Source organism: Streptomyces sp. URMC 126 (assembly GCF_051386555.1).
Taxonomy (GTDB): Bacteria; Actinomycetota; Actinomycetes; order Streptomycetales; family Streptomycetaceae; genus Streptomyces.
Genome location: NZ_JBPQTX010000119.1, coordinates 1 through 19,429, shown reverse-complemented (window position 1 = coordinate 19,429; position 19,429 = coordinate 1). Strand labels below are relative to the sequence as shown.

Sequence of the window (19,429 nt, the reverse complement as noted above, 5' to 3'; positions counted from 1 at the left end):
GAAAGTAGTTGGGTGAGGGGGGTGTGGGGGGCGTTGGGGTGGTCGCGGCGGGTCTTTGTGAGGACGACGGCCAGTGGGAGTGCGAAGCCGAGGTCCGCCGCGAACCGGTCCGCGCGCAGTTCGGCCCGTCGGTCGAGGGCGGCCTGTAGTACGGCCGTCGCCAGCAGCAGGAGCGGCAGCCAGTGCCACCAGGACCGGGTCGCGAAGGCCGAGGCCCCCGCGCCTGCCAGGACGAGCCCGGCCGTCAGATACGAGAGTGTGCGCGACCAGCGCAGCGGCCCTGCCACCAGCGTGTGGAGCAGCCACGCGACGGCGCGGCCCGGCAGCGCGTACCAGAGGTAGGGGAGGGGGGTGCCTCGTCGGCGGCCCAGTTCCCGTGCCAACAGTGCGGCCAGTTCATGGCTGTTCAGTCGGTCGAGGGCGCCGCGTGGGACGCCGATGACGCGACCGGCCGGGAGTGTGCCGTCCAGCCGGTCGGCGTCCGCGATCCAGACGTCGTGGGCGCCGGGGTCGAGGCCGGAGCGTGCGCAGACCTCCCGCCACACCGGTGCCAGCCCGTGCGCCTCCTTCGCCGTGGGGGGACGGAGCCGGAGCAGCCGCCGGGCGACACCGCGCCCGGTGGCTCCCAGCAGGAAGAGGGCCCCGGCCGCCAGCCAGACGAGCAGGCCGGCGAGGCCCGCGATCCCGAAGGGGAGCGTGAGCAACGCGACGACCAGGAGGCCGCAGAGGAAGCCGGGCAGGAGCGACGCCGTCCTGCCGGCGGCGGACGAACCCGCCGTGCCCCGCTGGTGCGCGGCCGGCCCGACACGACGGAGACGCCGGGCGAGGATGAGGATCGCCTCGTCGGCCGTGCCGACTCCGGGCAGAGGAGGGAGCGGTAGGGGCAGGCCCGACGGCTTCCGCGGGGCGCCGAGCGTCGACGCGGCGGTACCCGCCGCTCCGCGCGCCGCCGTCTGCTCGGCGGGGTTCAGTCGCTGCCGGAGTTTCCGGGCGGCCGCGGCGCGGTAGATGATCGCCGCTTCCGAGGCGCGATGGGCGTACCGGTCCGAGGTCCGGGCGGTTCGCTCTTCCCGGTCCTCGCGCGCTCGTGCGAGGCCGCGTTCGACCGCCTGCGCCCAGCCGTGCGCCGCGTTCGTCCCCGGCGCGTCCCGGAACGCGGGGGCGCGCCGGGACACGACCGCGACGACGCGGCCCGCGAGGGATTCGGCCCGCACGTCACACCCCTCCTTCGTGCGGGGCGGTGCCCGTACCGTCCCGCATCGGGACGGCACCGCCGGGAGCGGTGTCGCCGCTCACGGCCGGGGAGGGCACCCCGTTCGCGGGCGGCTGCGGACCGGTCCCGGGCGGCCCGGTGCCGCCGGACTGCTGTGCCTGCTGGAGTGTCGCCGCGATGCCCTCCCTGCCGACGTGCGCGACGAGCGGCACGAACATCGTGACCTTCTCCAGGACGACGGGCGCCGTCGCCCCGACGAGGACCACCAGCCAGGCGGACACCGCCTCCGGGGACGTACGGGTGATCGCCGCCGCCACCCCGCAGCCGACCACCGCCCGCAGGACGCCCGCGATGGTGTAGGCGAGGAGGCCCGGGGCGGGCGGCTCCTTCCCCTGCGGGGCGCTGCGCGCCGGTGCGGGCTGACGGTCGTTCACGAGGCTGTTCGCCCCGACCTTCCAGGGCAGTTCGCGCCACCGGCGCACCGCGATGATGTAGTCGAGCGCTTCCATGGCGAATCCGCCGAAAGCACCCCACAGCGCACCCTCCAGCCACTGCATACACACGAGCTTAGGGATGAGTGCGCCGGGCTGACAGGGCTTTACCCGCTTCACCTGCTTTGCCCGTTCGGGGGTCGACTCCCGGGCACGGGTCGGACACGGGCGTGTCGTCTTTCCGTCGCAGTTTGATCAGGGGTGGGTCGGTGGCCGGTTGGCGCCATGGGCATGCCATGGGCTCCCGCCTGTTCGTCAAGAGTTCACTGTTCGACCCGGCGCTCGGCGCCGGGCAGTACCACGGGGGATCACGATGTCCGTTCGTCATGCCGTCATGACCGCGCTCGTCGTCTCCGGCGTCCTCGCGCTGACCGCCTCGGGACCACCGACGGCGACGCCAAGGGCGACGCGAGGGGCGACGCGAAGTGCTCGGCCGGCGCGGCGCCGGCCCGGCCAAGGTCTCCTGCGACACGAAGATGGACGAAGGCGCTTTCTACCGCCCTGAAGGCGCGACGTACACCTACGCCTTCGACACCGAGCAACGTGACGATCGGTCCTGACCAAAAGATCACGGAATTGGTCGAGCTCTCCGGCTCGTGAGGCTCGGGGCCGGGCCAGGCCGGCCATACGAAGGCGGCCCGGGCTCCGTCCGGCGGGGGATGCGCCGCCAGGCGGAGCCCGCTCCCGGTCACCAGCTGCCGATCCCACCCCCCTGTGAGAAATGGGTTTCCGGCATCCGGTTGTCGTGCTTCAGCGGTTCCTTCGTCCCCAGGCGGGCCCAGATCAAGAAGGCCACCAGGCCCACCGCCGACAGACCGATCGGAATGAGTATCGCGAGAACCCACTCGGGCATGCCGCTCCCCCCTTGGCGTCTCCCCGTAAAGCGCCGTACCACCACGATAGGGCTCACCACTGACATTCCCGGGTCCCGATGCGGCCGGGCCCGTGCCGGTGACCACCAGCGGCCCGAGCCTCGTCCCCATGGCAGCAGGTTCGCCGCGCGCCGCCGCGTTCCGGCCCCACGACGCCTTGTCCGGAAGGCGGGGGCCGTCGTGCCCCGGATGACCGTGCGTTCGGATGCTTCGGCGGCGTCGACTTCCCGGCGCGCGTGCTCCCGTCGAGCCGGTGCCCCACGGGCCCCTGGTGTACGGGCCCGGGTACCGGCCAGGGTTCGGCACCGGTTCGACCGGGCCCCGGCTCCGGGATCGTGGTCGGCGGATGGCCACTGGCTCCCCGGGATGACCCATCCGCAGGGGAGGCGGGGGCTCCCGGACACGTCCTCTCACCGGCCCGGCCCGTGGGAGGCCTGCGGGAGCCCCCGGTGCCGAAGCCCGCCACCGCCCCGGCGCGTTCCGAGCCGCCGTGCGGTGGGAGCGTTACCGGGAAGGGAAACAGGAGAGGCATGCAAGCGATCACCACGGCGATGGTGGGCCGCGACGGCGAACAGGCGGAACTCCGGGAGTTCGTGAAGTCCGGCACGGGCCGGGCCCTGGTCGTGCGGGGAGAGGCCGGGGCAGGGAGGACGACGCTGGTGCACCACGCCGCCGCGCTGGCCGAGCGGGAGGGACACCTCGTCATCCGGGCCGCCGGTACGGAGGCGGAGTCCGGACTGCCCTACGCCGGTCTGCACCAGTTCCTCCATCCGCTGCTCCCCGACGTCGCGCGCCTGGACGACGGCGCCCGGGCGGCGCTGGACGCCGTGTTCGGCGGAGGGCGGGGCGAGCCGCCGTCGGTCATGGAGCTGGGCATCGCCGTCCTCGGCCTGCTGGCACTCTCCTCCGCCCGGCGGCCGCTCTCGCTGGTCCTCGACGACGGGCAGTGGCTGGACGACGTCAGCGCCGACGTCTGCGGGTTCGTCGGCCGGCGCCTGGCCGGCGGTCCGGTGAAGCTGCTGGTCGCGGTCCGCGCCGACATCTCGTCGCGCTTCGACACCGCCGCGCTGCCCGAACTGCCGGTCGCCGCCCTCCCCGACGAGGACGCGGCACGCCTGCTGGACGCTCGCCACCCGGAGCTGGACCCAGAACTCCGCCGCGCCGTCCTCGCGAAGGCCCGGGGCAACCCGCTGGCCTTGCTGGAACTGGCCGCCCACCGCGCCGGCCGGTCGGGCGGCCTTCCGGCCGAGGACCCCGTCGGCCCGCACGACGTACCGCTGTCCCCGCGCTCGCGACGGCTGTTCGGCAGCCGCGTCGAAGCGCTCGACGAGCGGGTACGGAACGAGCTGCTGATGGGCGCGCTCGACGGCGCCGGAGACCCCGGCGGCACCGACGCCGGCTCCGGAACGCGCTACGTCATGCGCGACGCCGACGCGGCGGTGACCGCCGGGCTGCTGGAGGTCGAGGCGGCCACCGGTGAACTCGTCTTCCGCCACCCGCTGGTGCGCCCCACGGTCGTGCGACTGGCCACGCCGAGCCGGCTGCGCGCCGCGCACCGGGCGCTGGCCCGGTTCCACCGGGTGCGCCCCGAGCGCCGGGCGGCGCACCTGGCGGCGGCCGCGGTCGGTCCCGACGAGGGCGTCGCCGGCGCCCTGGAAGCGGCGGCCCGGTGCGCGACCCGGCGCGGCGGCGCGCCGGCGGCCGTGACCTGGCTGACCCGGGCAGCCGAGCTCAGCGAGAGTGACACCGAGCGGTCGCGGCGGCTGGCCGACGCGGCCTTCGTCGCCTGCCACGCCGCTTCGTCCGACCAGGCGCACCGGATCCTCCGGGCCGATCCCGCCGCGGGTGCCTTGGGGTCGCCGGCCTCGGTGCTCGCCGCCGGTTACCAGGCGCTGTACCTGGACGGTGACGTCCGTTCCACCCACCGACAGGTCTCGGCCGCGATCGCGAGGCTCCGGGACGGCGGGCCGGCTGGGTCCGAGGAGGTGCTCGACCGGCTGGTGGTCCTTCTCCTGGCGATCAGTCAGTACAGCGGCGACCGGGCCGGCTGGGAGAGCACGCACCAACTGCTCGCCTCCATGGGCGGCCTCGTCACCGAGCGCGCGCGGCTCTACAGCGGCACGTGGAGCGATGTGACCAGGCACGGGGCCGACTGGGCCGAGCCGGTGCGGCGCGCCGCCGCGGACCTGCCGGACCTGGAGCCCTGGGAGGCCGCACGGCTGGGCGTGGCCGCGTACCACCTCGACCTCCTGGACGGGTACCGCGCCCATCTGCGGCGCGTCACGGACCGCGAGTTGGAGACCGGGGCCGTGGCCACCGGCCTGGTCATGCTGCACCAGATCACGCTCGACCGGATGGCGGCCGGCGAATGGGCCGAGGCCGAGAACGCCGGGCAGCGCGGCCTCGACCTGGCGGTCGCGCACGGCCACCACCTGTTCGCGGCCCAGAGCCGCGCGTATCTGGCCCAACTCGCCGCGCTGCGCGGCCGGATCGAGCGGGCGCGGGAGCTGCGGGCCGAGGTGGACGCCTGGGCCCGCCCACGCGGGCTGGGGTTCCTGATCCAGGTCGCCGACGCGGCCGGCGCGACCGCCGCGTTGAGCGCCGGCGATTACGAGGCCGCGTACCGGTACGCCGCCGGCATCACGCGGCCGGGCACGTTCCGGCCGTACGCGCACCAGGCCCCGCGCACCCTCCTCGATCTCGTCGAGGCCGCCCTGCACACCGGCCGCGCCGAGGAGGCCCGGGCTCACGCCGCGGCCGCCCACGACGCCGGTCTGCCGGGGGTGTCACCGCGCCTGGGGCTGATCACCCATGGCGCGCTGGCGGTGACCGCCGAGGACGAGCGGGAGGCCGCCGAGATGTTCGCGCGGGCCGAGTCCCACCCGGACGCCGCCCGCTTCCCGTTCGAGCTGGCCCGGGTCCGGTTCGCGTACGGCATGAGCGTGTGCCGTGCCCGGGGCCACGCCGCGGCACGGCAGTACTTGGCGCCGGCGGCGGAGGCGTTCGAGCGGCTGGGCGCGGTCGGTTGGGCCGAGCGGGCCCACGCCGCGGCGCGCGCGATCGGGGCCCCGCCTCGGGCCGTACCGGAGGGCGCCGGCGGGCCGCCCCGGGCAGGGGCACGGGCGGCCCGTACCCCGTCCGGGGCCGGGTCGACCGTGGCCCGTACGCCGTCCGGGGCCGGGTCGACCGCGGCCCGTACCCCGTCCAGGTCCGGGTCGACCGCGGCCCGTACGCCGTCCAAGGCCGGGTCGTTGGCGGCCCGCACCCCGTCCCGGGCGGTCCCGCACGCGGCCACCACCCCGCCCCGCGCCGCGAACCGGAACCCGGATTCGCTCACCTGGCAGGAACGCCGCATCGCCGACCTGGCCGCGAGCGGCCTGACCAACAAGGAGATCGGCGAGCGGATGCACCTGTCCCCACGCACCGTCAGCTCGCACTTGTACCGCGCCTTCCCCAAGTTGGGCATCACGGCCCGGGCGGCGCTGCGCGACGCGCTGAGCCGGGTCGAGGAGGGCGCATCGGTCTGACGTCGGGACGGGATCGCCCCACCCCCCCGGATCGCCGGGGTCTCCCGTGCCCGCCGGTCTCCCGGCCCTCCCCGTATCCGCGCCTTCCGGGGAAGCGGCCCGGCGCAGGCGTCGCCCCCGGGCGTACGGCGTCGGAGCAGTGCCGCCGGTCGCGGAGGTGACCGAATCCATGCAGGTCAGCGGGGCCGAGTGCTCGTAAGATGGGCCAGGCTCCTCCGGGAGGAACGCCGTACCGGAGGTCACATGCCGCATCACGCCGAACACCGTCTCCTCGGCCGGACCCGCGAGCTGGAGGTGCTGGACCGGCTGCTGCGCGACGTGCGCGACGGGCGCAGCCGGGTGCTGGTGCTGCGCGGCGAGGCCGGCGTCGGCAAATCGGCCCTGCTCGACCGGCTGGCCGAGCGGGCCGCGCCGTGGCGGACGGTGTACGCGGCGGGCGTCGAAGCCGAGTCCGAGTTCGCCTACTCGGCCCTGCAGCGCCTGTGCGCCCCCTTGCTGTCCCTCCTCGACCGGCTGCCGCCGGTCCAACGGGACGCCCTGCGCGTCGCGTTCGGCCTGAGCGCCGGGCAGCCGCCCGAGATGCTGCTGGTCGGGATCGCGGTCCTCGGGCTCTTCGCCGAGGCCGCGGCCGAGTCCCCGCTGGTGTGCCTGGTCGACGACGCGCAGTGCCTGGACCTGATGTCGCAGCGGATCCTCGCGTTCGTCGGGCGCCGGCTGGAGGCCGAATCGGTCGCCTTGGTGTTCGCCGTGCGGACCACCGAGGGGGAGAAGGAGGACGGCTGTTCCGGCCTGCCGGACCTCACCCTGCGCGGGCTGTCCGACGCCGACGCGCGGACCCTGCTCGACAGCGTCCTCCCCGGGCCGGTCGACGCCCGGGTACGGGACCGGATCGTCGCCGAGACCGGGGGGAACCCGCTCGCCCTGCTGGAACTGCCCCGGGACCTGTCCCCGGCGGAGCTGGCGTTCGGCTTCGGCGGCCCCGGCGCCGGACCGCTGGCGAACCGGGTCGAGGACGGCCTGCGCCGCCGCGTCGACGCGCTGCCGGCCGACACCCGGGCCCTGTTGCTCGTCGCGGCGGTCGAACCGGTCGGCGACACACCGCTGTTGTGGCACGCGCTGCGCCTGCTCGGGATCGGGATGGAGGCCGCCGCGCCGGCCGAGGCGGCGAGCCTGATCACCGTCGGAGCCTCGGTGCGGTTCCGGCACCCGCTGGTGCGGTCGGCCGTCTGGCGCGGCGCGGACGCCACCGCGCTCCGCGCGGCGCACCGCGCGCTGGCCGAGGCCACCGACGCCGAGCGCGACCCCGACCGGCGGGCCTGGCACCAGGCCCACGCCGCGGTCGGACCGGACGAGCCGGTCGCCGCCGCGCTGGAGCGCTCCGCCGACCGGGCCCTGGCGCGCGGCGGACGAGCGGCCGCCGCTTCCTTCCTGGAACGCGCCGCCGCGCTCAGCCCCGAGCCGAAGGAACGGGCGCGGCGCGCGCTGGCGGCCGCGGGCGCGCACCTCGCGGCGGGCCGGCCGGCCCGGGTGCCCGACCTGCTCGCCGCCGCCGAACTGGCGCCGCTGGACCCGCCGCAGGCGGCCGACGTCAGCCGGCTGCGGGCCAGGGCGTCGTCCATGACGAGCCCGGGGTTCGGCGCGGTGCAGCCGTTGCTCGACGCGGCGGGCCGCCTGAGGGACCTGGATCCGGCCGCCGCGCGGGAGACGTATCTCGCGGTGTTCGGCGCGGCCGTCTGGGCCGGCCGGCACGACGCGGACGGACTGCGACGAGCCGCCGACGCGGCCCGCGGCCTGCCGCCCGGCGACGAGACGGCGGGACTCTTCCTGCGGGCCCTGGTCACGTGGACCACCGACGGACCGGTCGCCGCCTTCCCCCCGCTGGCGCAGGCGCTGCGCTCCCTCACCCGCGACGAGGACCTGGCCGTCCTGTGGCCGGCCGCGAACGCGGCCGTGGAGCTCGGCGACCTCCGGTCCTGGCTGGACATCACCGGCCGGGCGATCCGTTTCGCCCGGACGACGGGCACGCTGTCGATCCTCTCGACGGCCTTGCCCTACCGGGCGGCCTCGATGGTCTACGCGGGGCGCTTCTCCGAAGCCCGGGACCTGCTGACCGAGGCCAGGGCCGTCGAGGAGCCGGTGGGCGCGGCGACGAGCATGGTCTCGTCGGCCCTGCTCAGCGCGTACCGGGGGCGGAAACGGCCGGCCCTGGAACTGATCGAGGCGATGGAGAGGGAGGGCGGGCAGCGCGGCCTGGGCCGACTCGACGGCATGGCCGCGTGCGCGCGGGCCGTGCTCCACAACGGCCTGGGCGAATACCCGCTCGCCATGGAAGCGGCACTCCGGGGCGGGGAGTACCAGGACCTCGTCGTACACCACTGGACGTGCGCCGAGCTGGTCGAGGCCGCGACCCGGGCCGGGCGGCCGGAGGTGGCCGCGCGGGCGCGCGAGCGGCTGGCCGACTGGGGCCGGGCCGGCACGCCCTGGGCCCTCGGCGCGCGGGCGGTCGCCGACGCGCTGGCCGGCGACCCCGAGCAGGCCGAGGACCGCTACCGCGAGGCCGCCGACCACTTCGGGCGGGGCGGGCTCGGCGTGCTGGAGGCCCGGGCCCGGCTGCTGTTCGGTGAGTGGCTGCGCCGCCGGAACCGGCGGGCCCAGGCCCGCACCGAGCTGACCGCGGCGTACGAGGCGGCCTCCGCGATGGGCATGGAGGCGTACGCCGAGCGGGCCCGGCGGGAACTGCTCGCCACCGGTGAGACCGTTCGCAAACGGACCCCCGGCTCGCCGGTGCTGACCCCGCAGGAGGCCCGGATAGCCCGGCTCGCGGCCACCGGGCACCCGAACGCGGAGATCGGCGCGCAGCTGTTCCTCAGCCCCCGCACGGTCGAGTGGCACCTGCGCAAGGTCTTCGCCAAGCTGGGGGTCTCGTCCCGCCGCGAGATCGAGGGAGCCCTCGTCGACCGGTGACCGCCCGACCCGCGGCGGGGCTGCTTTGAGCAGTACTTGTCCCGGTACTTGTCTCAGCAGTACTTGAAGGAGCTGATCTTGTCGTTGATCCAGGGCGGGACGGAGGCCCACTGCTCCCGGGGGCCGACCTTGAACTGCAGGCCGCCGTACCCGTTGTGCTCGTAGAAGCAGACGCTGCTGCCGGTGTTGTTCACCACGGACGACGTGATGTCCTGCATCCCCGTCCACAAGGCGCCGCTCCGCTCCAGCTTTCCCAGGTCGCCGATGTTCCGGTCCGACGCGATCGCACCGAACTTGTGGCCGCCGGTGTTGCCGACGAACCCGTTCTCGGACCACAGGCAGACGTGGTTGGCGGGGCACGCTCCGGCACCCTGCCCGATGCCGAGGATCGTGTCGGCGCTCGCGGAGGCCGTCGCGGTCAGGATCAGTCCGGCTGCGGCGACGACGGTGTACAGGCCGCGCCGGGCCGTCTTCTTGGGCAATGTCATTCTCATCCGGTCGAAAGGTCGAAAGGTCGAAAGGCCGAAAGGTCGAAAGGTCGAAAGGTCGATGGGGTGGAGGGGCTCAAGGTCTGAAGGCCGGAAAGGGGCGGATCAGCAGTACTTGAAGGAGCTGATCTTGTCGTTGATCCAGGACGGGACGGAGGGCCACTGCTCCCGGGGGCCGACCTTGAACTGCAGGCCGCCGTACCCGTTGTGCTCGTAGAAGCAGATGCTGCTGCCCGTGTTGTTGATCACGGACGACGTGACGTCCTGTATGCCCTTGTCCCCGGTGGACGTGCGGGCCAGCTTGCCCAGGTCGCTGACGTTCTGGTTCGACGCGAAGGAGCCGAACTTGTGGTCGTAGACGAACCCGCCGCGAATGAAGTTGCCTTCCGACCACAGGCAGACGTAGCCGTCGGGGCACGAACCGGCCCCGTGGCCGATGTCGAAGACATTGGTGGCGCTCGCGGAGGCCGCCGTGGCCACGACCAGCCCGGCCGCGGCGGCTGCGCCCAGCGCGAGCCGCGTCATCTTCTTCGGGAGCTTCGAGAACATGGTTCCTCTTTCTCGGGTTTTCGGATCTCGGCTTGGAATGACGGGTCAGCAGTGCTTGAAGGAGCTGATCTTGTCGTTGATCCACGGCGGGACGGAGGCCCACTTCTCGCCGGGGCCGATCTTGAACTCCGCGCCGCCGTACCCGTTGTGCTCGTAGAAGCAGATGCTGCTCCGGGTGTTGTTCACGACCGAGGAGGCGTCGTCCTGCATGCCCTTCCAACGCCAGAGCTTGCTCTCGTACTTGAACTTGCCCATGTCCGCGACGTCGCTGTCGGACCCCACGGCCCCGTAGTCGCTGCCGCCGCCCGGGTTGCCCCGGACGAAGTTGTTGTCGCTCCACAGGCACACCCAGTTGGCGGGGCACTTGCCGGAGCCGGTCTCGATCGAGGTCAGGATGTCGGCGCTCGCGCTCGACGTCGTGACGGCGAACGCCCCCGTCAGGGCGGCGGCGCCCACCGCGATGCGCACGGCTGTTCTCCGCAGGTTCATCAAGGTCTCCTCTGTCTCCTCCGCCGGCCCGAGCCGGCGTACGCGCTGTCAGCGCGAAGGCGTCGCTCCGGCGAGGTCGCTCGCGGAGCAACTCCACTGTGCCGCCGGAGACACCAGGGGCACATCGGACCGAGGCGTCGGTGCGTCCGGCCGTGAATCCACAGCCCGGAGCGACGTCGCCGCCGGGCGGCCGCGGCGGGGGGCAGGCCGCTCCGACCGCCGAAAGCCGCCCGTCAGGCCCGCAGGTAGGCGAGGACGGCCAGTACCCGGCGGTGGGTCTCGTCCGTCGGAGGCAGGTCCAGCTTGGTGAGGATGCTGCCGATGTGCTTGCCGATCGCGGCCTCGGAAACCACCAGTTCCCTGGCTATCGCGCCGTTCGACCTGCCTTCGGCGATCAGCGCCAGGACCTCGCGCTCGCGCGGCGTGAGCCGTTCCAGCGGATCGCGGCGGCGGCGCAGCAACTGGCGCACCACCTCGGGGTCGATCACCGTCCCGCCGTCCGCGACCTCGTGCAACGCGTCGACGAACTCCTCGACCTGGCCCACCCGGTCCTTCAGCAGGTAGCCGACGCCCGTGCCGTCGCCGGAGTCCAGGAGCTCGCCGGCGTAGGCGCGCTGCACGTACTGGCTGAGGACCAGGACCGGCAGCGCGGGCCGTTCCTCCCGCAGCCGCACTGCCGCGTGGAGGCCCTCGTCCCGGAAACCGGGCGGCATGCGGACATCCGTCACCACGACGTCGGGGTCGTGCTCCCCGACTGCGGCGACCAGGGCCTCCGCGTCCCCCACGGCCGCCACCACCTCGTTCCCGCAGCGGCCGAGCAGGCCGACGAGCCCTTCCCGCAGCAGCACGCTGTCCTCGGCGAGCACTACGCGGAGCGGCCGGCCGCTTCTGTCGACTCGCATGGGAACTCCACCAGTAGCAGGGTCGGCCCGCCGGGCGGGCTGGAGAGGGTGAGTCTGCCATCCAGGGCCGCCACCCGGTCCGCCAGCCCGGTGAGCCCGCTGCCCGCGGAGGCATCCGCCCCGCCCCGGCCGTCGTCGCGCACCCGGAGGAACAGGCGGCCGTCGCGGACGCCGCCGCTCACCCGGACACGGTCGGCCCCGCTGTGCTTGGCGACGTTGGCGAGCGCCTCGCAGACCACGAAGTACGCGGCGGACTCGACTGCTTGGGGCAGCCGGCCCGGCAGGTCGAGAGCGACGTCGACCGGGATCGCGGAGCGGTCGGCGGCGTCGGTGACGGCGGCCTCCAGACCGTAGTCCGCGAGGACCTTGGGGTGGATGCCGTGAATGAGCTCGCGCAGCTCGGCGAGTGCCCGGCCCGCTTCCTCGTGGGCCCTGGCGAGCTGCTCGGCGAGCGGGCCCGGCGGCGCGTCCAGCCGGGCCAGGCCGAGGGCCATCGTCAGGGCCACCAGCCGCTGTTGCGCTCCGTCGTGCAGATCGCGCTCGATACGGCGCCGTTCCGCCTCGAACGCGTCCACCAAACGCGAGCGTGACCGGGTCAGTTCGACCACTTGGGCGCCGAGCTCGCCCTCGCGGGAGGCGATCAGCAGCCGGGTCAGCCCGGCGCGGGCGCCGGCCGCGACACCGAGCACGTAACAGCCCAGGCCGAGGAGGAGCAGACCGAGCACGGCGACACCCCAGGCGGCCGGCCAGGTGGTGACGGTCCACAGCTTGAGCACCTTCGTCTCCCGGCCGCCGCCTGCCGTGGCCATCAGCAGCGGGGCGGCGGCCATGGACAGCGGGAGGAGCAGGGCGCATGCCACCACCAGGGCGTCGGCCGGCCACAACAGCCCGGCGAGCAGGAGCGCGTGGCCGAGCTCCCGCCAGGTCGCCTGCTCGCGCAGCCGGGTGGCCAGCCAGGCCCGCAGCCCCGGCACGTCCGGTGTCCGGTGCCGGCCGGACACCGGGTCGCGGTCGATCAGACGCAGTCTCCGCCGCTCCACCCAGGCCACCGGAAGGCCGCTCAGCGCCACCAGGACCAGCAGCGGCAGCCCCACCAGGACGACGGCGAGGACACCGCCGACCACCACCATGACCACCATCGTCACCAGGGCGGCGGCGCCGGTCAGCGCGCCGGTGAGCAGATACGCGGCGGAGCGCCAGGGCCAGGCCGACGACACGAAGCGCGGCCGGGACATGGCCTGCCACACGTTCCGAGGATGCATGCGCCCGACCGTAGGCGGGCCGCGCCGGCCGGCGCCATCGGCCCCGGGCCCGCGTCGGGGGTAGGCCTGGCCCTACCCCGGGTCTCGTCCCGGCCGTACTGCGCTCGCCGGGGAGTCCGCTGTTGTGTGGAGACCTCGACGAACCGAGGAGCGGGTGCCATGGAGAGCCACAGGAACGACGACGTGAACCGGCCGCGAGCCGGGACCCGGCGATGCGGCGCCGGCCCGGACCGGCCCACGTCCGGCTCGGTCACCGGGCGCGGCACCGGACCGTCCGGGCCGAGCAAGACCGGACCGGCCCTGCAGCGCGTCATGGCCGGACGGGACGGCCGGACGGTCGTGACCCCGCTGGAGGCGGCGCCGTGCTGAGGGTCGCCCTGCGCACCCTGCGTGCCCGCCGGGCCGCCTTCGCCGGGAGCTTCGTCGCCCTGGCGCTGGGCGTGGCGCTGATCACCGTGATGGGGCTGGTCCTGGCGTCCTCGCAGGACGCCCCCCACCGCGAGCCGGAGCGGTTCGCCGCGGCGCCGGTCGTCGTCAAGGGCCGGGACACCCTCCGGGTGACCACCCCGGCCGGCGACCGCACCCGGAAGCTTCCCCGGCCGCTTCCGGTACCCGACGCCGTCGTCGCGAGGCTGCGGGCCCTCGGGACCGTCGTCCAGGACCGGTCGTTCCCCGTGCGGGCCGAGGGCGGACCGGACGGCCTGGTGGGACACCCCTGGTCCACCGCGCGCTTCGCGCCGTACACGCTCCGGGCGGGGCGCGCGCCCGAAGCCGCGGACGAGGTCGTCGTCAGCGGCGACCGGATCCGTCCGGGCGCCCGGTTGCGGACCGACGGCGGTACGGTACGCGTCGTCGGCACCGTGACCGGACGCGGCTTCGAGAACGCCGTCTTCCACACCGACGCCCGCGCCGCCGAACTGTCCCCCCTCAGCACGCAACTCGTGGTCGACGCCGACGCGGCGGCCGTACGGGAGGCGGTGCGCGGCAGCGAGGGCGTCCGGGTCCTCACCGGGGACGCGCGCCGGGACGCCGACGCCGATGCCGGCCGGGACGGCGAAGCCCTCGTCGCGCTGAACGCCCTGTTCGGTACGGCCGGTGGCGTCACCGGGTTCGTCTCGGTGTTCGTGGTGGCCTCGACCTTCGCGTTCACGGTCACCCAACGCCGCCGGGAATTCGGCCTGTTGCGCGCCGTCGGGGCCTCGCCGGCCCAGATCCGCCGTCTGGTCCTCACCGAGGCGCTCGTGGTCGGGGTGCTCGCCTCGGCCACCGGCTGCGCGCTCGGCTCACGGATGGCTTCCCGGCTCGCCGAATGGGCGGTCGACGAGCGCCTGGCGCCCCGCTGGTTCACCCTTCACGACGCCGCCTGGCCGTATGAAGTGGCCTTCTGCACGGGCCTGTTCGTGGCCTGGTGCGGTGCGCTGACCGCGGCCTGGCGGGCCGGGCGCACCGGCCCCGTCGAGGCGCTGCGCGAGGCGGCCGTCGACACGCGGCCCATGACACTGGGACGTTGGCTCTTCGGCTCGGCCCTGCTGATCACCGCCGTGGCGATGCCGGCCCTCGCCCTGCTGACGGACCCCGGCGACCTGCTGCGGCGCAAGACGTATGTGACCCGGCCCATGCTGCTGATCACCGCGGTGGCGCTGCTCGCGCCCGTCCTGGTACGCCCGCTGACCCGGCTGGTCACCTGGCTGCCGGCCCGGCTGCCGGGCGCGGGCGGGATGCTGGTGCGCGAGAGCGCCGCCGTCGGGGTGCGCCGCACGGCGGCCGTCGCGGCGCCCGTACTGGTCACGGTCGCGCTGGCGGGCTCGCTGCCGGGCGCCACCGCGCGCCTCGGCGCGGCGAAGGCGGCCGAGGCGCGGGAGCGGACGGCCGCCGACTTCGTCGTCACACCGGCGGGCGACGCCGGGTTCGACGCGGCGACGCTGCGGCGGCTGCGGGCCGTGCCCGGCGCCGAGATCGCGGCGAGCGCGTCGAGCGCCGTGTACGTCGTGGAGGACGGGGTGGCGCTCGTCAGGTCCGACGCCCGGGCCGTCGACCCGGCGGCGCTCGCGGCGACGGCCCGGCTGCCCCTCGTCGCGGGGAGGGTCAGCGATCTCGACGACGGTTCGGTCATCGTCAACGAGGAGTGGGAGCGGCACACCGTGGGGGAGCGGGTGGAGGTACGGCTCGGTGACGGCACGCGGAAGACGCTGCGGATCGCCGCGGTCATGGCCACCGGGACCGGGGACAACGGCGTCTACGTCACCCCGCGCAACGCCCCCATGGCGCCCGTCGACCGGGTCGACGTCCGGCTCGCGGACGCCGCGGACGGGCCCGGCCGGGATGCGGTGGCAGCCCGTCTGCGGCAGGCCGTGCGGGCGACGGGCGGAGAAGTGCTCACCAAGGAGGCCTGGGTGCGGGCGGCCTCCCCCGGGACCGAACGGACGACCAGGGCGGGCCTCTTCCTGGTTCTCGGGATCGCCCTCGTCTACACGGGCATCTCGCTGGCCGGCACGATCGTCGTGGCGACGTCCGACCGCGTTCGCGAACTGGCCGTCCTGCGGCTCGCCGGCGCCACCAGGGGGCAGGTGCTGCGGCTGGTGGGTGCCGAGGCGTTGACGGTGGTGCTGGTCGGCGGGGTGCTGGGCGCGCTGGTCGCCGGGTTCGACCTGGCGGGGATGTGGGGCGCGCTGGCCCTGCTCTCGGTGGGGACGCCCGTCGGGATGCCGTGGGGGACGCTCGCGACGGTCACGGGTGTCTGCGCGGTGCTCGCCGTGGTTCCGGCGGTCGTGGCGGCCGGGGTTTGTCTGAGGGGGAGTGCGGGAGGGCCGGGGTGATCCTCCGGTCCGGTGCCGGGTGGCCGTCCTCCTGGTCCGCCCGGCGCCGTGGGGACGGTCCCGCCGCGTCAGCCGTTGCGGGCGTACCAGGCGAGGCCCGCGCGCCAGGCGGTGCGGGCGGAGAGGAGGAGCAGCAGGGCCACCACGGGGGACAGGTGGACGAGGAGAGGGGTGAAGGGGACGGAGGCGGCGTGGCCCGTGAGCCAGGCCGCCGGGTAGTAGCCGGCGAAGGCGATCGGCACGCCGAAGGTGAACGCCGCCTGGAGGGCCGCCGGGAAGACCGACAGGGGGTAATTGCCGAAGTTGGCCGCCGTGTTGTCGAGCCAGAAGAAGAGGGACTCGCTGCCGCGGAAGCGGAGGACGAGTGCCGCGATGTGCAGGTTGAGGGCCAGTTCCAGGGCCGTCGCCGACGCGACCGCGAGGACGAGGAAGAGGACGGCGGCGGGTGTCCAGGCGATGTCCACGAGGGACAGGCAGACGCCGAGCGAGGCGACGGCCACCACCAGGTCGCCCAGCGCGTTGACGGGCGCCTCGTAGGTGAACACCTGGAGCAGGACCGGGGCGGGGCGGGTGCGGAACGCCTCGAAGCGGCCCTCACGGAGCAGGTGCGGGAGCAGGCCGAGGTTGCCGAAGAACAGCATGTACAGGCCGTGCCCCAGCATGCGGATGCTGCTGATCAGCAGGATCTCGCCGAGGCTCCAGCCGCCCAGGGACGGGAACCGGCTGAAGATGACCGACGCGAACAGCAGCACCGTGATCTGGTACGTGACGCCGTTGGCGACGGCCATCGCGAAGTCCGCGCGGTTCGCGAGCTGGCTGCGCAGCCCGGCACGCATGATGACGGCGGCCAGGCGCAGCCGGCCCACGGGCGCGGCCGGGAGCGGACGGGGGGCCGGGCGGACGCCGGGCGGGGGAGTGGTCATCGCGGTCATCCCCCCAGGACCAGGAGCCGGCGCGCCGCCCGCCGCCACACCAGGCGGCCGAGCAGGCCGAGCGCCACGCACCACAGGCCCGCCTCGGCCAGGTAGGGCCAGCTCTCGCCCGGAGTGACCCGGCCGGTGTACAGGGACACGGGCACGTTGACGGTGGCGGCGAACGGCAGGTGCCCGGCGGTCTCCCGGAACCAGCCGGGGAAGAACCACAGCGGCACCAGCCCTCCCGACAGCAGGAGCTGGGCGAAGGCCACCAGCCGGTTGACGCCGAAGCTGGTGACGGTCCAGAAGCTCGTCAGGTCCACCAGCAGCCCGATCTGGTACAGGAGCACCTGGCCCAGGAGGTACGCCGGCACCGTCACCGCGACCGCCGCCCACGACGGCGGCAGCGCCACCAGGCCGCAGGCCACGCCCACCGCGAGGCCGGCGAGCAGCCACAGCGTGGCGTACAGGCTCTCGCCCGCGCCCCGCCAGGCACAGTAGCGGCGGGCGGACAGCGGGCGGACGAACCAGAACACCACCGACCCGTCACGGATCTTGCTCTGCGCGGTCTCCTGGGACGCCCCCTCCATGACCACGCGACCGGTGCCGAGCAGCGTGGCGAGCACCGAGTACGTGACGGCCTGCCGCTCGTCGAGGCCGACGACCGGCGCGTCGCTCGACGCGTACAGCGCCCGCCACAGCAGCACGTAGAGGAAGACCTGCGTGACGATGACGAAGGCGGTGACGGCGATCCGCGGCCGGTACGCCCACTCGGCGCGCGGCACGAGGAACAGCAGCCGGTAGGCGCGCGGGGCGGAGTGGTCCGGGGTCATCGGCCCGCCCGCGGTGCCGGGGCGCGCCCCTGGAGCCGGCGCAAGACGTCCTCGGCCGTCGTGCCCTCGTACACGACGGACCGTACGGGGTGCGCGGCGAGCAGCTCGGCGGTCACCCGGGCCCGGTCGTGACCGGGCAGCGGCCGGACCCGTACCGTCGCGCCGTCCCGCGAGACGACCTCGGCGGTCAGCAGGTCAAGGGCGGGCGGCGGACCGTCGAACTCGACCACGAAGGCCGGTTCCCCGTCCGCCCCGGGCAGCCGGTCGCGGGGGCCGTCGTGCACGACGCGCCCCCGGTCGATGACGACGATGCGCCGGCACAGGGCCTCGACCTCCGCCATGTCGTGCGTGGTGAGGACCACGCAGTGGTCGCCCGTGCCGGCCAGCCGGCTCAGCAGCTCCCGCACCTGGTCCTTGACGAGGACGTCCAGACCGATGGTGGGCTCGTCGAGGAACAGCACCCGGGGCCGGTGCAGCAGCGCGGCGGCCAGGTCGCAGCGCACCCGCTGGCCCAGCGACAGGAACCGCACCGGCGTGTCCCAGAAGGCGGACAGCGCCAGCACGTCGTCCAGTTCGGCCACGGCCGACCGCCAGGCGGGCCGGGCCAGCCCGTGGATGTCGCGCAGGATGGCGAACGAGTCGCGGGCGGGCAGGTCCCACCACAACTGGGTGCGCTGCCCGAACGTGACGCCCATGTTGCGGGCGTTGGCCTCCCGGTCGGCGTACGGGTCGAGGCCGCACACCCGGACCGTGCCCGCCTCCGGCAGCAGCAGCCCCGTCATCAGCTTGATCAGCGTGGACTTGCCGGCGCCGTTCTGCCCGAGCAGGCCGATGAACTCGCCCTGACCGACGTGTAGTTCGACGTCGTTCAGGGCGACCGCGCGGCGCTCCCGGCGGCGGCGCAGCGGATGCCGCAGGGTGCGGCCGGCCGAGCGGTCCCAGGCGCGGAAGGTCTTGGTGACGCCGGTGACGTCGATGGCGTGGGCGGAGCCGGTCACCGCGCGCCCTCGGCGGCGGACGCGACCCCCGGCGCGGGCGCGTCCGCGGCGCCGCGCAGCACCGCCGCCCTGACCAGCGGGCTCAGCAGCTCGCCGACGGGCGCCAGCCAGCGCACCGGCACCACGCGGCGCAGCGCGCCCGGCGCGAGCGTGGCGAGAGCGGCGCGGGCGGCCGGCCGCTCCGGATCCGGATCCCCGCCGAGTTCGCGGGTGACCACGCCCAGGGTGTACGCCGTGGTCCACACCTCGGCCAGCAGCACGTCGCTGACCCGGTCGTGGACGAACTCCCGGTGCGGCAGCGCCGCCAGCTCCTCCCGGAGGGCCGTGACGACCCGTTCGCGGGCGATACCGCGCTCGGCCAGGGCGTCCTCGGCGGGGACCCGGCGCCAGCCGTCCGGGGCCGCCGCGTCCCGTACGTACACCACGGCGAGCTGCTCCCACCAGCAGAAGTACGGCACCGCCGGCAGGTCCGGCAGCGTCGAACCGTCCGTGCCGGCGCCGGGGAAGGACGCCGGGCAGGCGGCGCTGCGCGGGCCCATCACGTCGTTGCCGACGAGGCTCGGCGGGTTGGCGTGGTCGACCGGGCCCGCGACGGGCACCACCTTGTCCACGCCGCTCAGGTAGTCCAGCAGCGTCACGTCGTCCGTGGCGTCCGCCGCCGCCTTCGCGGCGTACTCCTCGAAGCCGAGCGCCAGCGGCGCCGGCAGGACGAGGGCGACGGACGGCAGGTAGTCGTCGACGACCGGGGCCCAGGCGTGCCCGAGCAGGGCCGCCGCCCGTACCGCGTTGGCCGTCCGCGAGCCCCACTCCGTGAACAGGCTGACGGAGTGCTCCGGCCGGGCCGCGGCCAGCGCGGCGGCCGTGGCGGCGAAGCCGGGGGACAGCAGCGCGTCGTCCTGGAGCACCAGGTGGTGGGTGGCGCCCGGCGCCACCGCCCGCCAGGCGCGGCGCGCGGTGCGCAGCGCGGACGGCGGGCCCTGCGGGTCGGGGTCGGTGACGACGCGGGCGGCCAGCTCGGGGTGCGCCTCGCTCAGCCGGCGCGCGGCGGCCTCCCGGCTCGGGTGGGCCATGATCGCGGCGGAGAGGCGGATGGGGGAGGGTGCGGAGGCTG

At 75.0% G+C, this 19,429-nt stretch carries 16 protein-coding genes; 4 read left to right on the top strand and 12 right to left on the bottom strand.

Going from position 1 to position 19,429, the window contains the following annotated elements:
- From ACSNOK_RS16515 to ACSNOK_RS16505, 3 genes are all read right to left on the bottom strand, one after another.
- Window positions 1–1,214: hypothetical protein (locus ACSNOK_RS16515; RefSeq protein WP_436781440.1), on the bottom strand; the 1,214-nt coding region annotated here is incomplete at its 3' end.
- Between the two features lies 1 nt (window position 1,215).
- Window positions 1,216–1,770: a hypothetical protein gene (locus tag ACSNOK_RS16510; RefSeq protein ID WP_436781439.1), complete on the bottom strand. Its 555-nt coding sequence runs from the start codon at window positions 1,768–1,770 to the stop codon at window positions 1,216–1,218.
- Window positions 1,771–2,392: 622 nt separating this feature from the next.
- Window positions 2,393–2,557 (bottom strand): hypothetical protein, encoded by a 165-nt coding sequence (locus ACSNOK_RS16505; RefSeq protein ID WP_436781438.1) that lies wholly within the window; start codon window positions 2,555–2,557, stop codon window positions 2,393–2,395.
- 549 nt (window positions 2,558–3,106) lie between these two features.
- Between ACSNOK_RS16505 and ACSNOK_RS16500 the strand changes: the two genes are divergently transcribed.
- On the top strand, window positions 3,107–6,103 hold the full coding sequence (locus tag ACSNOK_RS16500; protein WP_436781437.1) for an AAA family ATPase: 2,997 nt from the start codon (window positions 3,107–3,109) through the stop codon (window positions 6,101–6,103).
- 243 nt (window positions 6,104–6,346) lie between these two features.
- Window positions 6,347–9,067 (top strand): ATP-binding protein, encoded by a 2,721-nt coding sequence (locus ACSNOK_RS16495; RefSeq protein ID WP_436781436.1) that lies wholly within the window; start codon window positions 6,347–6,349, stop codon window positions 9,065–9,067.
- A 53-nt stretch (window positions 9,068–9,120) separates the two neighbouring features.
- On the opposite strand, the gene ACSNOK_RS16490 is transcribed toward ACSNOK_RS16495, so the two are convergent.
- From ACSNOK_RS16490 to ACSNOK_RS16470, 5 genes are all read right to left on the bottom strand, one after another.
- Window positions 9,121–9,561 (bottom strand): peptidase inhibitor family I36 protein, encoded by a 441-nt coding sequence (locus ACSNOK_RS16490; protein WP_436781435.1) that lies wholly within the window; start codon window positions 9,559–9,561, stop codon window positions 9,121–9,123.
- Window positions 9,562–9,660: 99 nt separating this feature from the next.
- Entirely contained in the window at window positions 9,661–10,104 is a 444-nt protein-coding gene (locus ACSNOK_RS16485; protein ID WP_436781434.1) for a peptidase inhibitor family I36 protein, read from the bottom strand.
- Between the two features lie 45 nt (window positions 10,105–10,149).
- Window positions 10,150–10,593: a peptidase inhibitor family I36 protein gene (locus tag ACSNOK_RS16480; RefSeq protein WP_436781433.1), complete on the bottom strand. Its 444-nt coding sequence runs from the start codon at window positions 10,591–10,593 to the stop codon at window positions 10,150–10,152.
- Between the two features lie 233 nt (window positions 10,594–10,826).
- Window positions 10,827–11,495: a response regulator transcription factor gene (locus tag ACSNOK_RS16475; RefSeq protein ID WP_436781432.1), complete on the bottom strand. Its 669-nt coding sequence runs from the start codon at window positions 11,493–11,495 to the stop codon at window positions 10,827–10,829.
- A complete protein-coding gene (locus tag ACSNOK_RS16470; RefSeq protein ID WP_436781431.1) occupies window positions 11,459–12,757 on the bottom strand; it encodes a sensor domain-containing protein in 1,299 nt (432 codons plus the stop codon). Before ACSNOK_RS16470 ends, ACSNOK_RS16475 begins: the two co-directional genes overlap by 37 nt.
- Before the next feature lie 159 nt (window positions 12,758–12,916).
- Here ACSNOK_RS16470 and ACSNOK_RS16465 point away from each other — a divergent pair, with 159 nt between their 5' ends.
- Window positions 12,917–13,126 carry a hypothetical protein gene (locus ACSNOK_RS16465; RefSeq protein ID WP_436781430.1) on the top strand — a complete coding sequence of 70 codons (210 nt, stop codon included), beginning with the start codon at window positions 12,917–12,919 and terminating at the stop codon, window positions 13,124–13,126.
- Complete coding sequence (locus ACSNOK_RS16460) at window positions 13,120–15,573, top strand: FtsX-like permease family protein (RefSeq protein WP_436781429.1); 2,454 nt, start codon at window positions 13,120–13,122, stop codon at window positions 15,571–15,573. The genes ACSNOK_RS16465 and ACSNOK_RS16460 overlap by 7 nt, the downstream gene beginning before the upstream one ends.
- A 68-nt stretch (window positions 15,574–15,641) precedes the next feature.
- On the opposite strand, the gene ACSNOK_RS16455 is transcribed toward ACSNOK_RS16460, so the two are convergent.
- From ACSNOK_RS16455 to ACSNOK_RS16440, 4 genes are all read right to left on the bottom strand, one after another.
- Window positions 15,642–16,496: an ABC transporter permease gene (locus ACSNOK_RS16455; protein WP_436781428.1), complete on the bottom strand. Its 855-nt coding sequence runs from the start codon at window positions 16,494–16,496 to the stop codon at window positions 15,642–15,644.
- A 5-nt stretch (window positions 16,497–16,501) separates the two neighbouring features.
- Window positions 16,502–17,320 carry an ABC transporter permease gene (locus ACSNOK_RS16450; RefSeq protein WP_436781427.1) on the bottom strand — a complete coding sequence of 273 codons (819 nt, stop codon included), beginning with the start codon at window positions 17,318–17,320 and terminating at the stop codon, window positions 16,502–16,504.
- Window positions 17,317–18,318 carry an ABC transporter ATP-binding protein gene (locus tag ACSNOK_RS16445; RefSeq protein WP_436781426.1) on the bottom strand — a complete coding sequence of 334 codons (1,002 nt, stop codon included), beginning with the start codon at window positions 18,316–18,318 and terminating at the stop codon, window positions 17,317–17,319. The genes ACSNOK_RS16450 and ACSNOK_RS16445 overlap by 4 nt, the downstream gene beginning before the upstream one ends.
- A partial coding sequence (locus ACSNOK_RS16440) for a hypothetical protein (protein ID WP_436781425.1) occupies window positions 18,315–19,429 on the bottom strand: 1,115 nt, incomplete at its 5' end. The genes ACSNOK_RS16445 and ACSNOK_RS16440, both read right to left, overlap by 4 nt.

Bases quoted from the DNA above. Each gene is read 5' to 3' on its own strand.
- ACSNOK_RS16465 (WP_436781430.1), top strand. From the start codon at position 12,917: ATGGAGAGCCACAGGAACGACGACGTGAACCGGCCGCGAGCCGGGACC.
- ACSNOK_RS16475 (WP_436781432.1), bottom strand. From the start codon at position 11,495: ATGCGAGTCGACAGAAGCGGCCGGCCGCTCCGCGTAGTGCTCGCCGAG.
- ACSNOK_RS16505 (WP_436781438.1), bottom strand. From the start codon at position 2,557: ATGCCCGAGTGGGTTCTCGCGATACTCATTCCGATCGGTCTGTCGGCG.
- ACSNOK_RS16455 (WP_436781428.1), bottom strand. From the start codon at position 16,496: ATGACCACTCCCCCGCCCGGCGTCCGCCCGGCCCCCCGTCCGCTCCCG.
- ACSNOK_RS16450 (WP_436781427.1), bottom strand. From the start codon at position 17,320: ATGACCCCGGACCACTCCGCCCCGCGCGCCTACCGGCTGCTGTTCCTC.
- ACSNOK_RS16470 (WP_436781431.1), bottom strand. From the start codon at position 12,757: ATGCATCCTCGGAACGTGTGGCAGGCCATGTCCCGGCCGCGCTTCGTG.
- ACSNOK_RS16500 (WP_436781437.1), top strand. From the start codon at position 3,107: ATGCAAGCGATCACCACGGCGATGGTGGGCCGCGACGGCGAACAGGCG.
- ACSNOK_RS16495 (WP_436781436.1), top strand. From the start codon at position 6,347: ATGCCGCATCACGCCGAACACCGTCTCCTCGGCCGGACCCGCGAGCTG.
- ACSNOK_RS16490 (WP_436781435.1), bottom strand. From the start codon at position 9,561: ATGAGAATGACATTGCCCAAGAAGACGGCCCGGCGCGGCCTGTACACC.
- ACSNOK_RS16480 (WP_436781433.1), bottom strand. From the start codon at position 10,593: ATGAACCTGCGGAGAACAGCCGTGCGCATCGCGGTGGGCGCCGCCGCC.
- ACSNOK_RS16485 (WP_436781434.1), bottom strand. From the start codon at position 10,104: ATGTTCTCGAAGCTCCCGAAGAAGATGACGCGGCTCGCGCTGGGCGCA.
- ACSNOK_RS16510 (WP_436781439.1), bottom strand. From the start codon at position 1,770: ATGCAGTGGCTGGAGGGTGCGCTGTGGGGTGCTTTCGGCGGATTCGCC.